General features: G+C 72.9%; 13 protein-coding genes. 7 read left to right on the top strand and 6 right to left on the bottom strand.

Going from position 1 to position 15,329, the window contains the following annotated elements:
- Nucleotide 1 precedes the first annotated feature (1 nt).
- Together ACZ5CZ_RS24150 and ACZ5CZ_RS24145 are read right to left on the bottom strand one after the other, a co-directional pair.
- Nucleotides 2–439 (bottom strand): roadblock/LC7 domain-containing protein, encoded by a 438-nt coding sequence (locus ACZ5CZ_RS24150; protein WP_385845801.1) that lies wholly within the window; start codon nt 437–439, stop codon nt 2–4.
- An 87-nt stretch (nt 440–526) separates the two neighbouring features.
- Nucleotides 527–2,743 carry a sensor histidine kinase gene (locus tag ACZ5CZ_RS24145; protein ID WP_468945848.1) on the bottom strand — a complete coding sequence of 739 codons (2,217 nt, stop codon included), beginning with the start codon at nt 2,741–2,743 and terminating at the stop codon, nt 527–529.
- Between the two features lie 401 nt (nt 2,744–3,144).
- Between ACZ5CZ_RS24145 and ACZ5CZ_RS24140 the strand changes: the two genes are divergently transcribed.
- Genes ACZ5CZ_RS24140 through ACZ5CZ_RS24130 form a run of 3 tightly spaced genes read left to right on the top strand, consistent with a single transcriptional unit; the run spans nt 3,145 to nt 5,580 of the window.
- Nucleotides 3,145–3,390, top strand: coding sequence for an ABC transporter permease (locus ACZ5CZ_RS24140; RefSeq protein WP_385845802.1), 246 nt, complete (start codon nt 3,145–3,147; stop codon nt 3,388–3,390).
- Nucleotides 3,391–3,414: 24 nt separating this feature from the next.
- The gene (locus ACZ5CZ_RS24135) at nt 3,415–4,173 is read left to right on the top strand and encodes a hypothetical protein (RefSeq protein ID WP_468945845.1); all 759 of its coding nucleotides are present in this window, start codon (nt 3,415–3,417) and stop codon (nt 4,171–4,173) included.
- Nucleotides 4,174–4,179: 6 nt separating this feature from the next.
- Entirely contained in the window at nt 4,180–5,580 is a 1,401-nt protein-coding gene (locus ACZ5CZ_RS24130) for a hypothetical protein (RefSeq protein WP_468945843.1), read from the top strand.
- A gap of 71 nt (nt 5,581–5,651) precedes the next feature.
- Here ACZ5CZ_RS24130 and ACZ5CZ_RS24125 read toward each other — a convergent pair whose 3' ends face one another.
- Nucleotides 5,652–6,395 carry a TetR family transcriptional regulator gene (locus ACZ5CZ_RS24125; RefSeq protein WP_385845806.1) on the bottom strand — a complete coding sequence of 248 codons (744 nt, stop codon included), beginning with the start codon at nt 6,393–6,395 and terminating at the stop codon, nt 5,652–5,654.
- Between the two features lie 276 nt (nt 6,396–6,671).
- On the opposite strand from ACZ5CZ_RS24125, the gene ACZ5CZ_RS24120 reads away from it, so the two are divergent.
- Nucleotides 6,672–7,853, top strand: coding sequence for an enolase C-terminal domain-like protein (locus ACZ5CZ_RS24120; RefSeq protein WP_468945839.1), 1,182 nt, complete (start codon nt 6,672–6,674; stop codon nt 7,851–7,853).
- 40 nt (nt 7,854–7,893) lie between these two features.
- On the opposite strand, the gene ACZ5CZ_RS24115 is transcribed toward ACZ5CZ_RS24120, so the two are convergent.
- Nucleotides 7,894–9,078 (bottom strand): MBL fold metallo-hydrolase, encoded by a 1,185-nt coding sequence (locus ACZ5CZ_RS24115; protein WP_468945837.1) that lies wholly within the window; start codon nt 9,076–9,078, stop codon nt 7,894–7,896.
- A gap of 236 nt (nt 9,079–9,314) precedes the next feature.
- On the opposite strand from ACZ5CZ_RS24115, the gene ACZ5CZ_RS24110 reads away from it, so the two are divergent.
- Both ACZ5CZ_RS24110 and ACZ5CZ_RS24105 read left to right on the top strand, forming a co-directional pair.
- On the top strand, nt 9,315–10,493 hold the full coding sequence (locus ACZ5CZ_RS24110) for a Glu/Leu/Phe/Val dehydrogenase dimerization domain-containing protein (RefSeq protein ID WP_468945835.1): 1,179 nt from the start codon (nt 9,315–9,317) through the stop codon (nt 10,491–10,493).
- Nucleotides 10,494–10,584: 91 nt separating this feature from the next.
- Complete coding sequence (locus ACZ5CZ_RS24105) at nt 10,585–11,205, top strand: TetR/AcrR family transcriptional regulator (RefSeq protein WP_385845813.1); 621 nt, start codon at nt 10,585–10,587, stop codon at nt 11,203–11,205.
- Between the two features lie 123 nt (nt 11,206–11,328).
- Here ACZ5CZ_RS24105 and ACZ5CZ_RS24100 read toward each other — a convergent pair whose 3' ends face one another.
- Both ACZ5CZ_RS24100 and ACZ5CZ_RS24095 read right to left on the bottom strand, forming a co-directional pair.
- Complete coding sequence (locus ACZ5CZ_RS24100; RefSeq protein WP_385845814.1) at nt 11,329–12,114, bottom strand: SGNH/GDSL hydrolase family protein; 786 nt, start codon at nt 12,112–12,114, stop codon at nt 11,329–11,331.
- 160 nt (nt 12,115–12,274) lie between these two features.
- Entirely contained in the window at nt 12,275–14,359 is a 2,085-nt protein-coding gene (locus tag ACZ5CZ_RS24095) for an alpha-galactosidase (RefSeq protein ID WP_468945831.1), read from the bottom strand.
- A 169-nt stretch (nt 14,360–14,528) separates the two neighbouring features.
- Between ACZ5CZ_RS24095 and ACZ5CZ_RS24090 the strand changes: the two genes are divergently transcribed.
- Nucleotides 14,529–15,326 (top strand): tyrosine-protein phosphatase, encoded by a 798-nt coding sequence (locus ACZ5CZ_RS24090; RefSeq protein ID WP_385845816.1) that lies wholly within the window; start codon nt 14,529–14,531, stop codon nt 15,324–15,326.
- The last annotated feature ends 3 nt before the right edge of the window (nt 15,327–15,329 follow it).

Here is a 15,329-nt window from a genome sequence, read left to right as displayed (position 1 = left end):
CTCAAGGCCTCGTCGCCGTGGGTTCGGCGGCATGCTGCCGGGGGGCGGTGACCAGGTAGGGGCGGACGCTCTTGACCAGCATCGCCATCTCGTAGCCGAGGACGGCCGCGTCGGCCTCGCGGCCGGCCAGCACGGCGAGACAGGTGCCGGACCCGGCGGTGGTGACGAACAGCAGCGTCGCGTCCAGCTCGACGACGACCTGGCGGACGTCCCCGCCGTCGCCGAACCGGACGCCCGCGCTGCGGCCGAGCGAGTAGAGGCCGGAGGCGAGGGCCGCCATGTGGTCGGCGCTGTCGAGGTCGAGGCCGTGCACGGACTTCACCAGTCCGTCGCAGGACAGGAGCACCGCACTGGTGGTGTGCGGGACGCGCTGTACGAGGCCGCTCAGCAGCCAGTCGAGGTCGGATGCGTGGGGGGCGGTCGGCGCATCGCTCGGCATGGGGGATCGACTCCTTGAAGGTACGAAGGTCAGCGGGAGCGCTGGGATGGGGGGTGCGGGTGCGTACGGGTGCCGTCGCGGGTGCGGTCAGCCGGCCGGGGCGCTCCCGGCGGACCGGCCGGTCTCACGGGTGCCGTCGCCATGGGGCGCATGGGGGTGCGCCGGGGGTATGGGCGCCGGAGCGGGGTGCTCCGGACCGGAAGGGCGACGGGTCGTGTCGGGGTGGGCGAAGCCGGCCATGGAGGTGGGCTCCATGGGGGCGGAGCCCATGTAGGGGGAAGCGGTGTGCCCGGGCCCCATGGGGGCGGACCCCATGTGGGCGGCATCCATAGCGGCGGACCCCATGTGCGCGGCATCCATGGAGGCGGAACCGGTGTGCGCGGAACCCATGGCGCGCGGCTCGCGGTGCATCGGTTCGCGGCGGGGCAGTTCTCCGCGGACCGGCGCGGTGGGCGGGGTCGCCAGGTATCCGGACGTGTCGTACGGCGACTCGCCCGGCGCCGGTTCCATGCCGCCGTGTGCCGGTTCCATGTGCTGCTGGGCCTCGGCGAGGGTGATGCCGCGCTGGAACGCGGCCATCAGCCCGGGATCGTGGCCGGCGACGGTGTCGGTGTCCTGGCGGGGTGCGGGGCCGCCACGCAGCTGGGGCACGATGTGCTCCTGGGCGCGGCGGCGCGGCAGTTGGGGCTTGCCCATGGTGCCGCGGACCGGGCCGGTGCGCGGGGTGGGCGGCAGGCCCGCGCGCGCCTCGACGATCGGCCGGTGCTGGGCGCTGACGCCGGGCACGGCCTCGGCGGGCGTGGGCCGCTCCGGACGGGCGCCGCGCACCGGAAGCGGGGCGGGGCCACCGCCGCCGTGGGCGTCCTCCTCGCTCCGGCCGGTCTCCGCACCGCTTCCGGCCCCGCTGTACTGTGCGGGCTCCGGCTGGGCGTGCCGGTGCCGCCCGGTGCCCGTGCCCGGCGCCGGGCCCGCCCCGGCCGGGGGCACGGCCGGGGCCGGGGCGGCCGCCTCCGGCCGCTGCCCTGCTCCGGCGCCCGCGGCGCCCTGCTCCCGCGGAGTCTCCCCGGCGGTGGCCCCGGCTGCCGCCGGCGCGCCGGGCGCCGAGCCCAACAGCACCTGGGGCACGACGAGGACCGCCTGCACCCCGCCGTAGATGTTGGTCTGGAGACGCACGTTGATGCCGTGCCGGCGGGCGAGCTGGGAGACGACGTACAGGCCGATGCGGCCGTCGGACAGCAGGCTGGCGACGTTGACCTGGTCGGGGTCGGCGAGCAGGGCGTTCATCTTGTCCTGCTCGCCGACGGGCATGCCGAGGCCGCGGTCCTCGACCTCCACGGCGAGCCCGGAGGTGACGAGGTTGGCGCGGAGCAGCACCTGGGTCTGCGGGGCGGAGAACACCGTGGCGTTCTCGATGAGTTCGGCGAGCAGATGGATGACGTCGGCGACGGCGTGCCCGCGCAGTTCGCCGTCGATCGGCGGCACCAGCTTGACCCTGGAGTACTGCTCGACCTCGGCGATGGCGGAGCGCAGGACCTCGGTCATGTTCACCGGGTTGCTCCACTGGCGCCGGGAGACGGCGCCGCCGAGCACGGCGAGGTTCTCGGCGTGCCGCCGGATGCGGGTGGCCAGGTGGTCGACGTGGAACAGGCCCTTGAGCAGGTCGGGGTCCTCGATCTCGTTCTCGAGGTCGTCGAGGATCGAGATCTCCCGGTGCACGAGGGACTGAAGCCGCCGCGCGAGGTTGACGAAGACCTCCAGCTTCTGCTCGCTGCCGGTCTGGCTGGAGAGCTGGGCGGCGCGGACGACGGCGGTGACGGCGCCGTCGTACGCGCGGGCCAGGTCGGCGGCGAGCAGCTCGAAGTCGTCGGCGTCCGCGGGCGGCCGGCGGCGCTGCGGAGGCGGGGGCGGGGTCTCCCCCTGGCGCAGGGCGTCGACCAGGGCGTGCAGCTCGGCCTCGCCGCGTGCGGCGGTGCGGCGGAGCGCGGCGACGCGGTCGGCGACCGTGCGGGCGGCGCGGTCGGCGGCCACGGCGGCGATCAGGATGCCGGCGACGGTCACGGTGACGGCTCCGGAGAGCACGGCCCAGAGCATGGGGCCGGTGCGCGCGCCGGTGGAGCGGATGCTGAACAGCACGGCGGCGGTGGCGCTGAGCGCAACCGCGAGCGGTGGCAGCACGGCGAACCGCATGAGCTGGGGCCGTATGTGCGTCTCGGGCAGTGCGGGGGCGGGTCGGGCGACCGGCCGACCGTGCCGGCCGCCGTCGCGGCGGTCGGCGCGGGTGGCCGGTGCTCGGAGGTGAGACATCTGCGTCCTCGTACTGGTCCGTCGGGCTGCCATTCGGCGACTGACAGTAGTCGCCTCGGCCTCATGTGCGGTGGGCAGTTGACAAAGTCCCCCACGGATGGTCCCGCTCTGGTATGAAGCCTCGCACGGAGGACCGATAACCCGGCCAGGACAAGGCAGTTGAATCCGAAAGGGATCGATGCGACCCGGTCGGAACCGATCAGGGGAACAGGCCTTCGATTCCGGCTTTCCGGGCATTCGGCGGCCCGGCCCGCCGGGATCCGGGACCGCATATTGTTACGCAGCGCATTCGCTTTGGCCTTGACCCGGCCATCGCCAGAAACGGACACTGTGTACGAGGTATATGTGCCTCGTACATATGCCCCGTACATGAAGATTCCCCCTATGAAGGGAGGCCTGTCATGGCCTTCCGTACCCGGTTCTGGCTGGAGGCCGGTCTCGGCGCCCTGTCGGGGCTGCTCCTCCTGATCACGCTCGCCTGGCCGCAGTGGATCGAGACGGTCTTCGCCGTCGACCCCGACGCGGGCGACGGAGCGGCAGAGTGGCTGGTCGTCGCCGTCACGGCCCTGGTCACCGTGGTGAGCGTCCTCGGTGCGCGGATCGAGTGGCGCCGCACCCACCCGGTCACCGCGCACTCCCCGCGGTAGCGGCTGAGGTGTAAGGAGGCTGCCATGCCTGACACGCTCACCGAACTCTTCAAGAAGAGCGATCTGAGTTTCGTGGGGACGGTCACCCGCCTCGGCGAGAGCCGGGTCGCCAGTGTCCCGGCCGACGAGCGTACGGCCGTGGTCCGGGTGTCCCAGGTGCTGCACGCCAAGGCCGCCTTCGCACGGCTCGCCGGCAGCGAGGTCACCGTACGGCTGCCCGACGACCGGGACCCGCCGGCCGTCGGCGAGACGGACGCGTTCTTCACCGGCAGCGCGGTGTACGGCGAGGGACTCGTCGTACAGGAGATCGGCCGACTGCCCGCCGACGAGGTGCAGCAGCACGTCGAACGCGCGGCGACGACCGGCGAGCCGATGCCGCTCTCCGGTCTGGAGCGCACCCAGCAGAACAAAAAGCTGGTGTCCCACGCCGAGGAGGTGGCCGCGGTCGTGGTCGGCGTCGTGGTCGCCCTCGAACAGCTCGGCGCGGAGCACACCGCCGACACGCCGGTGACGGAGCACGACCCCGACTGGTGGCTCGCACACCTCAACGTGACCCATGTGGTGCGCGGGGACGTGTCCGAGGGCCCGCTCGAGGTGCTGTACTCCAACAGCCGGGACATCCACTGGCACATGGCGCCGGCCCTCAAGGCCTCCCAGGAGGGGATGTTCCTCCTGCACGCCGCCGAGGGCGATCTGGCCCGGGTCGCGCCCTTCCAGATCCGCGACCCGCACGACGTCCAGCCGGTGCACCGGCTGGAAACCATGCAGGCAGCCCGGAGGTGAACGGACATGCCCACGCTCAAAGTCGTCGACATCACCCCCGCCGCACTGAGCGGCAACCGCACTCAGGACTCTGAGCCGAGCCTCGCCGTCAACCCCGAGCGTCCCAACGAGATGGTCGCGACCGCGCTCACCCCCGACCCCATGGGCGGACCGCTCGCCCCCGTCTTCGTGTCGACCGACGGCGGGAACAGCTGGGTGATGCGGAGCATCGTCCCGGGCGGCACCCCCGACCTGGGCACCGGGGACATCTCGGTCGGCTTCGCCACCAAGGGCGGCGTCGTGTACGCCGGCATCCTGAACGGCGCGGCAGCGGTCCAGAGCATCACCCGCTTGCAGATCCTGCGCTCGCCGGACGTCTCCTCCATGGCCCCCATGCAGGTGCTGGTGTCCCGGGACGAGGTGGACCAGCCGTGGGTCGTGGCCGGCAGCGTCCAGGCCGGTGGCACCGCCCACGACCGGGTCTACGTCACCAACAACGATCTGGGCCGGGGACCGCAGTCCGCTGCCGTGGATCTGTCCGCGGACGGCCGGGCGGCCACGCCGACCACCGGGTTCCGCGAGGACACCCTCGAACAGCGCCCCACCGCGGGCCAGGACGGACCGCCGGTGCGGCTCGCCCTGCACCCCGGCGGGACGGCGTACGCCGCCTACGAGAGCTGGCAGCGGGCGAGGGACCTCGGTGGCGGCATCGTGGACGTCGTCTTCGACGTCGTCGTCACCCGGGACGACGGCGGAGGCATCGGGCCGAACGCGTTCCAGAACCTGAAGGACGCCACCGACTCGGCCATCGGCCAGCGGGTGGCGACGGAGGTGTCCGAGCGGTTCAGCGCGATGATGGGCCAGGAGCGGCTGGGCGGCGATCTGTCGATCGCGGTGGACCCCACGAACGCCGGCCATGTCGTGGTGGCCTGGTGCGACCGGGTGGGCCATCAGCCGGGCTGCACCCTGCATGTGCGCCATTCGACCGACCACGGCCAGACCTGGTCGGACGATCTGCGCACGGTCACCGACGCCAAGAACCCGGCGCTGGCGGTGACCTCCGACGCCGTGCTCGGGCTGGCCTACCAGCAGTTCACCCAGGGGCAGTGGGTGACCGCCCTGGAGGTGACGCACAACGCCTGGCAGACCGCGGTCCAGCCGCTCGTGCTCCACCGGGCGCGGGCGGACGTGCCGGTCGCCGAGTTCCTGCCGTACCTCGGCGACTACATGCGGCTGCTCGCCGTCGACCGGGACCTCTACGGGGTCTTCTCGGGCAACAACACACCCGACATGTCCCATTTCCCGGACGCCGACGACGTGGTGTTCCAGCGCCACGCGGACTTCGCGCACCACCAGCTGCTCGACCTGGACAACGCCACGCGCGTGCCGCCGTCCATCGACCCGTTCTTCTACCACTGGGCCGCCTAGCAGCCCACGTCCGGGACCGGGGCCGTCCGCGTAGGGCGGTCCCGGCCCCGCCGTGTATGCGCGCCGCTCCCTCAGGGGGCCCGGCCGCCGTAGAAGGTGTCCGCCGGGGGCTCGGGGAGGCGGGCGAGGAGGGCGTCCAGGCCTGCCATCATCTCCCGCTCGTCGTCGTAGTCGGCGAAGCGCGGGACGAGCGCGCGCAGCCGCGGGTACTCGGCGGCGGGCAGCCGGTGCAGGCCGAGGCGCAGCAGGACGTCCGGCTCGTCGGGGTCGTCGACGACCTGGCGCTTGTCCACCAGGAGGCAGCCGAGGTTCCAGGCCACGACGGTGCGGTAGACGCTCAGGGCGGTGGCGTCGTCGAACCCGGCGCGGGCGAGGACCGCCAGCATGTGCTCGGTGAGCTGGAGCCATGCCTTCGGGCGCCGGGCCACGGGCACGGCGAGCGGCCGGGTGGCGACCACGGGCAGGATCTCGGGATGGGCGTGCACAACGCAGGCGAAGGATCGCACCACCCGGCGCAGTTCGGTGTGCCAGGGCGGCTCGGCCGGTGCGCCGCTCGCGTCGGCGCGCGGCTCCTGCGCCGTGGTGCGCAGCCGTTCGTTGACCTCCTCGAAGAAGGCCTCGACCAGGCCGTCGAGAAGGGCCTCCTTGCCATCGACGTAGCGGTAGAGCGCCATGGGCTCCACGCCGAGGTCGGCCGCGAGGGCGCGCATGGTCAGGGCCGCGAGCCCGGCTCGGTCGACGAGGGCGACGGCCGCACCGAGCACCAGCGGCCGGCTGAGGCGCCCGCGCCGCTCGGGAAGGTCGCGCTGGGCCATGGGGTGCTCCGGATACGTCGTACACGTCCTTCGTAATTGTACGTTTTATCCGGATGAGAGCGCCTCTGCTGACCTGGCCGGCCATGGGCAGGGAGGTGCTGACCTGGCCGGTCAGGGGCAGGACGGTGCTGATCTGGCCCGGCATGAGCACGAAGGGGCCGTCCTGCCCGCCGACCGGAGGGAATCGTCCGGGCGACAGAGTGATCTCTGCATGAGCCCGACGAAGCCGGGGACCCATGACGGTGCTCACGAAGCCGACTCAGCGCAGAGGCTCAGATGACTCTCCCCGACCCCCTTCGGCCCGCCCCGAGGTCCGGCACCGACGGTGCGGCGCAGCTGGACGGGTGCCGTGTCGACGCGGTCGACGTGCACGCCTTCGAGGTGCCCACCGACGGCCCGGACGGCATGGAGGAGGACGGCACGCTGGAGTGGGGCTCCACCACCCTGGTCCTCGTCCGGGTGCATGCCGGCGGCCGTACCGGGCTGGGCTACACCTACGGGGACGTGTCGGTCGCCTCGTTCGTCGAGTCCCAGCTCGCGGACGTCGTCAAGGGACAGGGTGCCGGTTCGCCGCCCGCGCTCTGGCAGGTGATGGGCCGCCAGATCCGCAACGCGGGACGCCCCGGCCTCGGCGCCATGGCGGTCTCCGCGGTCGACGTGGCGCTGTGGGACCTCAAGGCGAGGCTGCTGGAGCTGCCGCTGATCCGGCTGCTGCCGGCGTTCCACGACCGGGTCCCGGTGTACGGCAGCGGAGGTTTCACGAACTACTCCCTGGACCGGCTCACCGACCAGCTCACCGGGTGGGTGGAGCAGGGCATCCCACGCGTCAAGATCAAGACCTCCCGGCGCCCGGACCGCGACCCGGAGCGTCTGGCCGCGGCCCGTACGGCCATCGGCGACGGGCCGGAGCTGTTCACCGACGCCAACGGGGCACTGGGCCGCAAGGAGGCCCTGTACTGGGCCCGCCGGTTCCACGAGGAGTGGGACGTGCGGTGGCTGGAGGAGCCCGTCAGCTCCGCGGACCTCACCGGTCTGCGCATGCTGCGCGAGCACGGGCCCGGCCGGCTGGAGATCGCGGCGGGCGAATACGCCTACACCACACGGGACTTCACCAACCTCGTCCAAGGCCCCGCCGTGGACTGCCTCCAGGCCGACGTCACCCGCTGCGGGGGCGTCACCGGCGTACTGGAGACGGCCGGCCTGGCGGCGGGGCACGATCTGGACCTGTCCGCACACTGCGCGCCGGCGGTCTCGGCCCACGCGTTCTGCGGCGTACGCCGGCTGCGGCACCTGGAGTACTTCCACGACCATGTGCGCGTCGAGCGCCTGCTCTTCGACGGCACCCTGTCACCCGACGACGGCGCCTTGCGCCCCGACACCGGCCGGCCCGGCCTCGGCCTGGAGGTCAAGTGGCCCGACGCCGAGCGCTACCGGGTGTACGGAACACGGACCACCTGACCCGGTCCGCACCGGAGAGTCGGCCTCAGCGCGTCCGCGCTCAGCCCTCGCCCACCAGGTCGAGGGCTTCGCGCGCCGCCACCACGGTGATCTCCGGAACCGGCCAGGTGCGGTTCAGCGGCAGGGCCGCGGACCGCCACCACGGGCGGGTGGGAAGGGCTCCGGACGGCTCGAAGGGCTGGCCCGGGACGGGCAGGGCGACCGGCTGCTCGACCGCGGTGGCGGCGGCCAGCGTCCACTCCCCCGGCTCGGCCCAGGCGTGCGGGGCGAGGTTGAAGGTGCCCCAGTGGATGGGCAGGAGCGCGCCGTGCGGCACACCGCCCTGGAGGTCGAGGTGGGCGCGCACGCCCTCCTCGGGGGTCATGTGGATGTCGGGCCAGAACTCGCTGTACGCGCCGATCTGGATCATCGTGGCGTCGAACGGGCCGTGTGCGGCGCCGATGTCCTTGAAGCCGTCGAAATAGCCGGTGTCGCCGCTGTGGAAGATCCGGTGCTCCGCGCCGGCGACGACCCAGGACGCCCACAGGGTGTGCTGGGTGTTGCGCAGGCCGCGGCCGCAGAAGTGGCGGGCCGGGGTAGCCGTGAGGGTGAGACCGCCGACCTCGGTGGACTCCTCCCAGTCCAGTTCGCGCAGCCGGTCCGGCGAGACGCCCCAGTGCTCCAGGTGGGCGCCGACGCCGAGCGGTACGGCGAACAGCGTGTCGGTGCCGGCCAGCGCCCTGATGGTGGGCAGGTCCAGGTGGTCGTAGTGGTCGTGCGAGATGACGACCACGTCGACCGGGCCGAGCGCGGCCAGCGGCAGCGGCACCGGGTGCAGCCGCTTGGGGCCGGCGAAGGGGAACGGGGAGCAGCGCTCGCCCCAGACCGGGTCGAACAGGACCCGCCGGCCGTCGATCTCCGCGAGCACGCTGGAGTGGCCCATCCAGGTCAGCCGCAGCCCGGTGGCGGGCGGCTGGGCCAGCTCGGCGAAGGTGGTGGGGTGCACCGGGACGGTGCCGCGCGGGACGCGCAGCGGGCGGGTCTCCTTGTCGAAGAACACCTTCGCGAGGTCCAGCGGGGAGCCCGCGGGCCGGGTGCGCGCGGGGCCGCCGGGGTTCTGGAAGACCCCGTCCTTGAAGTGGGGGGAGCGGCGGATGCGTGCCAGGCGCTCACCACCCGGTTCCGCGCCGAAGGCCTCGGGCCGCAGCCCGCGGAGCCCGGGGTTCGGGGAACGCAGTCCGGTCACGGTACCTCCCGGTGGAGTCGCTGAGGCCCTCCATTATGGTCGGCCCCTACGACAGCCCGGGCACCGGCCGGACCGCGCTCCGCCCCCCACGCCCTGCCGACCCGTCGTTCAGCGCGTTGACAGGTGCGGAACCGGCTCCGGATACTGACCCGCGATTCAGTACCAACCCAGCGCGGCCCACCCGGGACCGACCGCCTTCCGCCGCACCCGTATCCGCACCCGTATCGAGGAGCCTCATGACCGGCCCCCTGCTGTCGCTCGTCTGGACCGACCACGTCACCGGACGGCGGGGCTTTCTGGTCGTGGACCGGCTGGTGCGCGGTGTGGCCAGCGGCGGCCTGCGGATGCGCCCGGGCTGCACGCTGGAGGAGGTGACGGGGCTCGCCCGCGGCATGACCATGAAGGAGGCCCTGCACTACGACCCCGAGGGCCGCTACGTCCCCCTCGGCGGCGCCAAGGGCGGCATCGACTGCGACCCTCGGGCCCCGGGGGCGTACGGGCTGCTGGTGCGCTACCTGCGCGCGATGCGGCCGTATCTGGAGAGTGTCTGGGCGACCGGTGAGGACCTGGGACTGAGCCAGGACCTGGTGGACCGCGCGGCGGCCGAGGCGGGGCTGGTCTCCTCCGTCCAGGCGGTGTTCCCGCTGCTGGACGACGAGGCGGCGGCCCGCAGGCGCCTCGCGGACGCCTTCGCGGTCGAGGTGGACGGCATCGGCCTGGACGAGCTGGCGGGCGGCTGCGGCGTCGCCGAGTCGGTGCTCACGGCCCTGGACCGCGCGCGCGTGCCCCGCGCGGACACCCGGGTCGCCGTGCAGGGACTCGGGACGATGGGCGGGGCCACGGCGCGGTTCCTCGCGCGGGCGGGGCTGACCGTGGTGGCCGTGGCCGACATCAAGGGCACGATCGCCAACCCGGCCGGTCTCGACGTGGCGGCGCTGCTGGCCGCGCGGGACGCGTACGGCACCGTCGACCGCGGTGTGCTGCGCCCCGGCGACCTCGAACTGCCCGGTGACACCTGGCTGTCGGTGGACGCGGAGGTGCTGGTGCCCGCAGCCGTGTCGTACGCGATCGACACCGCGAACCAGGAGCGGGTCCGCGCCCGCTGGGTCGTGGAGGCCGCCAACATGCCCGTGCTGCCGGAGGCGGAGTCGCTGCTGGCCGCGCGCGGGGTGACGGTGCTGCCCGACGTGGTGGTCAACTCGGCCACCAACGCCTGGTGGTGGTGGACGCTGTTCGGCGACATCGGCCCCGCCGCCGACGAGGCGTTCGCACACATCCGACGGGCGATGCGCACCCTGGTCGGCCTGACGCTGGACCGCGCGGAGGCCGACGGGACGACCCCGCGCGCGGCCGCCCACGCCCTGGCCGCCGACCGGCTGCCGGTGATCGCGGAGCGGTTCGGCTGGTACCGGTGACGCACCGGCGGCCGGGCCCTCGGACGGCGAACTCCCCGCAAGACGGCCGCCGATGATCCGAACACCTGACGCAACGCACTAAGGTGACGGCGTGGCGAGAGTGCGGTTGAGCGTGGCCGAGCGGCGGGCGGAGCTGCTGCGGGCCGCCGTCGGGCAGATCGAGGAGCGGGGCGTGGCGGCGGTGCGGATCGCCGACGTGGCCGCGTCGCTCGGGGTGAGCAGCGCGCTGGTGCTGTACCACTTCTCGACCAAGGAGAAGCTGGTCGCCGCCGCCTTCGCCTTCGCCGCCGAGGACGATCTGGCGCATCTGCGCAAGCTCCTGGGGCGGCGCACCTCCGCGCTGCGCCGGCTGCGGACCGCGGTGCGCTGGTACGCCCCCACCGGTCAGGCCAAGGGCTGGCGGCTGTGGATCGAGGGCTGGGCGGTCGCGCTGCGCGAGCCCGCCCTGCGGGAGGTCACCCGGGACCTGGACAGGCAGTGGAAGGCGGCGCTCACGGAGGTCATCACGGAAGGTGTGGCGGCCGGCGAGTTCTGCTGCGCCGACCCGGCCGGTACCGCGCTGCGCCTCACCGCCCTGCTGGACGGCCTCGCGGTGCAGCTGACGTCGTACCCCGGCGCGCTGCCACGGACCCGGGCGCAGGAATGGGCGGACGACGCCCTCGCCCGCGAACTGGGCCTGGACCGCGAGACATTGATCCAGCGAACCCGTTGACCTGGTCACCGCGCAGGACCTGCGGGTGCCGCACCCGGCACGTCGGACCTCCGGGCCCGCACCCCTGTTCCGCCCGGCACCGCACCGCATCCGGTGCCGGGCGGAACAACGGTCGTCATGCCCTTACGCCACCGCGGCGATCCGCAGCTTGATGTCGTCCGGGGACAGGGTGCCCTTCGCCGTCACATGGTCGCCGGAGGACTCGCCCCGCAGCCGGCGGCCGATCCACGGCACCAGGTACTCGCGGGCCCAGTGGACGTCGTCGCGGCGGATGTCGAGGGTGCCCCGGGGCGGCAGCGGCGGCCAGGGCTGCTCCGGGTCGGCCGGGACCTCCAGACCGAGGGCCTGGCCCGCGCGCAGCGCCACGCGCGTGTGCCCCTCGGGCGAGAGATGGAGCCGGTCGCTGTCCCAGGCCCTGCGGTCCTGCACGGACTTCAGGGACCACAGGTCCAGCACCGGACAGCCGTACCGGTCGGCGATGGCGCGCACATGCCCGTTGTAGGTGGCGATCTTGCCGCGCAGATGCTTGAGCACCGGGGTGCCCCGGGTGTCGAACCCGGTAGTCACCAGCACCGTGCCCGCGGCCTCGGCCAGTCGGGCCACGGCGCGTTCGAACCGCTCGGCCACCTCGTCCGGGTCGGTGCCGGGGCGGATGATGTCGTTGCCGCCCGCACAGAAGGAGACGAGGTCCGGGGCGAGTTCGACGGCCTGCGGGAGCTGGTCCTCCACGATCTGGTCGAGCAGCTTCCCGCGGACCGCGAGGTTGGTGTACTGGAAGTCCCCCTCGGGCCGCCGGTCGGCGAGCAGCACCGCGAACCGGTCGGCCCAGCCTACGAAGGCCCCGTCGGGGCCGGGGTCGCCGACGCCCTCGGTGAAGCTGTCCCCCACCGCTACGTACGACCCGATCACTGATCTGTTGTCATTCTTCGAATCGTCTGCCACATCGGACCATGATTCACGGTGCGTGTGACTTACGCGACCGTAGGGAGGGGTTGACGAGCGGTGAGATGAGACACTCTTAAATCATTTGCGCCAGGGGAATAGAGCCGGTCTCACCCGTGTTGAGGACTTAGATGCGGCGCAGTCGGAGAACGGTCGCATCCAGGTCGCCCTTGAGTCCGGTATGCAGCCCGTGGTGCAGCAGGACCGCCCCGCGATGGACTTCGCCCGTTTCGAGGCATTCGTACGATGCTGTCGGGTCGAGTCCGCGCAGCCGTACGGCCGGTACCGGTTCGCCGTGGCTCTGCGCCTGGAGGCAGGCCAGGACCACCGACTCGTCGCCGAGGATGTACTGGACCGCACTCAGGCCGCCCGTCGGGGGCCGCAGCCGGTACAGGTCGCCGCGCTGGACGACGGGCCGGACCTCCTTGTACAGCTCCACCCACCGGCGGGCCTCGGCCAGCTCCTCCTCGGTCCACTCGGTGAGGTCGCCGCCGACCCCGAGCACCCCCGCCATGGCGCTGACGAAGCGGAAGCGCAGCGTGCTGACCCTGCCGTTGAGCTGGGTGTTCGGGCTGTCGGTGACCCAGGCGGCCATGACCCGCGCCGGATGGATCTGGCTGAAGCCGTGCTGGATGGCGAGCCGGTCCAGCGGGTCGGTGTTGTCGGAGGTCCACACCTGGTCGGTGCGGCTCAGCACCCCCAGGTCGATCCGGCCGCCACCGCCCGAGCAGGACTCGAAGGCGACCCCGGGATGTGCGGCACGCAGCCGGTCCAGCAGGGCGTACAGGGCGCGGACGTGGTCCACCCACAGGCGCTGCGGATACGGCTCGCCGGGCCAGCCGGCGTCGGTGAAGCAGCGGTTGAAGTCCCACTTCACATAGTCGATCCGGGCGCTGGAGAGCAGGGTGTCGAGCTGCTTCCACAGGTACTCCTGGACGTCCTCGCGGGCCAGGTTGAGCACGAGCTGGTTGCGCAGCTCCGTCCGTCTCCGTCCCGGCTGGTACTGCACCCAGTCCGGGTGGGCCCGGTACAGGTCGCTGTCGGGGTTGACCATCTCCGGCTCGACCCAGATGCCGAACTGCATCCCGAGGCCGTGCACCTGCTCGGCCAGCGGTGCCAGGCCGTGCGGGAAGCGGTCGGGGTTGGGGCTCCAGTCGCCGAGCCCGGCGCGGTCGCTGGTGCGGGCGCCGAACCAGCCGTCGTCGACGACGAACAGCTCGACCCCGATCGCGGCGGCCCGGCGGGCGAGCGCGAGCTGCTGCTCCTCGGAGATGTCGAAGGTCGTCGCCTCCCAGGAGTTGAACAGCACCGGCCGGTCCCGATCGGCGTCCGGGATCACATACGCGCGCTGGTAGGCGTGCCAGGCCCGGCTCGCGCCGCCGAAGCCGCCGTCGCTCCACAGGCCGGCGAAGACCGGGGTGGTGTACGACTCCCCCGGGTGCAGGAGCAGCAGGCCCGAGTCGTCGTATCCGGCGCCCCCGGTGATCTGTACGCGCGCGTCAGGGAGTTGGGCGACCGCGATGCGCCAGGAGCCGGACCAGCCGAGCGCGCAGCCGTAGACTTCGCCGCGCTCCTCGGTGGCGTCGGTGTCGAGCGCGACCCAGGGCAGGTGCTGGTGGCCGGTGTGGCCGCGGCGGCTGCCGATGACCTTCTCGCCGTAGGTGAGCGGGGCGGCGGTGAGCCGGGACTCCGCGGCCCAGCGGCCGTGCAGCTGGGACAGCCGCCAGCCCTCGCGGTCGGGCAGGGTCCAGGTCGCCGCGTCGGCGCGCAGCAGCTCCACGCGCGCGTGCCCGCCGTTCGCCACGGTCACCCAGCGCTCCACGACATCGCCGCGCATCCGGTAGTGCAGGGTGACGGCCAGCCCGTCGTCGTCGAAGCGCAGCCGCAGCTCCTCAGCCCCGCCCTCGCCCCCGGTGTCGTACGACACGAAGCGCCACTCGGTGCCGCGGCGCTGCTCGGTGCGCACGGACAGGGCGGGCCGGACGAAGCGGGGGCCGCCCTCGACGGGGTACTCCTCGCGGCCGTCGAGCGGGGACTCGAAGGGGCGGTAGCCGGGCAGTGGACGCACCGCCAGGGCCTCGGCGTCCGGGAGGGCGATCCGCGGTCCCCAGTGCAGGTGCAGCAGCTCGTCCCGCTCGGTGAGATGCAGGGCGTAACTGCTGGTGGGCCCCGAGAGGAGCCAGGTACGTCCGTCTTCGGCGATGTCCACCATCGAGGCCTCACAAGTGCCAACAGATCCGCTCAAGCACGAACATCATCAGCCGGGATCGCCCTGGTGACAATGCCTGTGGACAACTCATTGCCCCAGTCAAGCGATGTCGTATCGTCGACTGAGCCCCGCCGACGAGCCGCGACGGCGGGACCGACCGGGAGGAGCCCCCGTGACGCAGCAGGTCCCGTCGACCGAGCCGGAGCTGGCCGGAGTGCGCAATTTCCGTGACGTGGGCGGGCTGCCGACCACGGACGGACGGCGGGTGCGGCACGGAGTGCTGTTCCGCAGCGGGCACCTGGCGCACGCGACATCGGAGGACGCGGCCTTCCTGGCCGGCCTGGGCCTGCACACGATCTTCGACTTCCGCAACGCGGCCGACCAGAAGCTGGAGGGCCCGGACGTCGCGCTGCCCGGTGTGCGGAACGTGAACCTGCCGCTGAGCGACCCGGCGGACGGCGCCGAGTTCTGGAAGATGGTCCGCGACGGCGACCTCGCCCAGCTGCGCGCGATCCTGGACGACGGCAAGGCGGCGGGCCGGATGATCGCCTCGTACCGCACGATCGTCCGGGAGCGCACCGCCGAGCACTCCCGGGTGCTGCACGCGATCGCCGAGGACAGCGTCCCGGCGCTGATGCACTGCGCGGCCGGCAAGGACCGGGCGGGCATATCCATAGCCGTCACGCTCCTCGCGGTGGGCGTGGAGCGGGACGCGATCGTCGCCGACTACCTGGAGTCCAACGCCAAGCACCGCCGCTACAAGGTCCGCCGCAGCGGCAGCGCGGACACCGCGTACACCCCCGAGGTGATGGAGCTGCTCAGCCCGCTCTTCGACGCCCGCGCCGAGTACCTGGAAGCGGCCTTCGCGAGCATCGAGGAGACCTGGGGCGGCTTCGACGACTACCTCGAGCGGGGCCTGCGGCTCACCCCGCAGACCCGGGACCGGCTGCGCGAGCGCCTGCTGGACTGACCA

This window comes from Streptomyces sp. NPDC031418 (genome assembly GCF_055581605.1).
The sequence above is the reverse complement of the archived record's forward strand: the minus strand, read 5'-3'. Positions and strand labels throughout refer to the sequence as shown.

What these genes read in the sequence shown, in the direction of transcription:
- ACZ5CZ_RS24125 (WP_385845806.1), bottom strand. Translation starts at nt 6,395, where the DNA reads ATGGCCCAGCGCGACCTTCCCGAGCGGCGCGGGCGCCTCAGCCGGCCG.
- ACZ5CZ_RS24140 (WP_385845802.1), top strand. Translation starts at nt 3,145, where the DNA reads ATGGCCTTCCGTACCCGGTTCTGGCTGGAGGCCGGTCTCGGCGCCCTG.
- ACZ5CZ_RS24135 (WP_468945845.1), top strand. Translation starts at nt 3,415, where the DNA reads ATGCCTGACACGCTCACCGAACTCTTCAAGAAGAGCGATCTGAGTTTC.
- ACZ5CZ_RS24120 (WP_468945839.1), top strand. Translation starts at nt 6,672, where the DNA reads ATGACTCTCCCCGACCCCCTTCGGCCCGCCCCGAGGTCCGGCACCGAC.
- ACZ5CZ_RS24095 (WP_468945831.1), bottom strand. Translation starts at nt 14,359, where the DNA reads ATGGTGGACATCGCCGAAGACGGACGTACCTGGCTCCTCTCGGGGCCC.
- ACZ5CZ_RS24110 (WP_468945835.1), top strand. Translation starts at nt 9,315, where the DNA reads ATGACCGGCCCCCTGCTGTCGCTCGTCTGGACCGACCACGTCACCGGA.
- ACZ5CZ_RS24145 (WP_468945848.1), bottom strand. Translation starts at nt 2,743, where the DNA reads ATGTCTCACCTCCGAGCACCGGCCACCCGCGCCGACCGCCGCGACGGC.
- ACZ5CZ_RS24150 (WP_385845801.1), bottom strand. Translation starts at nt 439, where the DNA reads ATGCCGAGCGATGCGCCGACCGCCCCCCACGCATCCGACCTCGACTGG.
- ACZ5CZ_RS24130 (WP_468945843.1), top strand. Translation starts at nt 4,180, where the DNA reads ATGCCCACGCTCAAAGTCGTCGACATCACCCCCGCCGCACTGAGCGGC.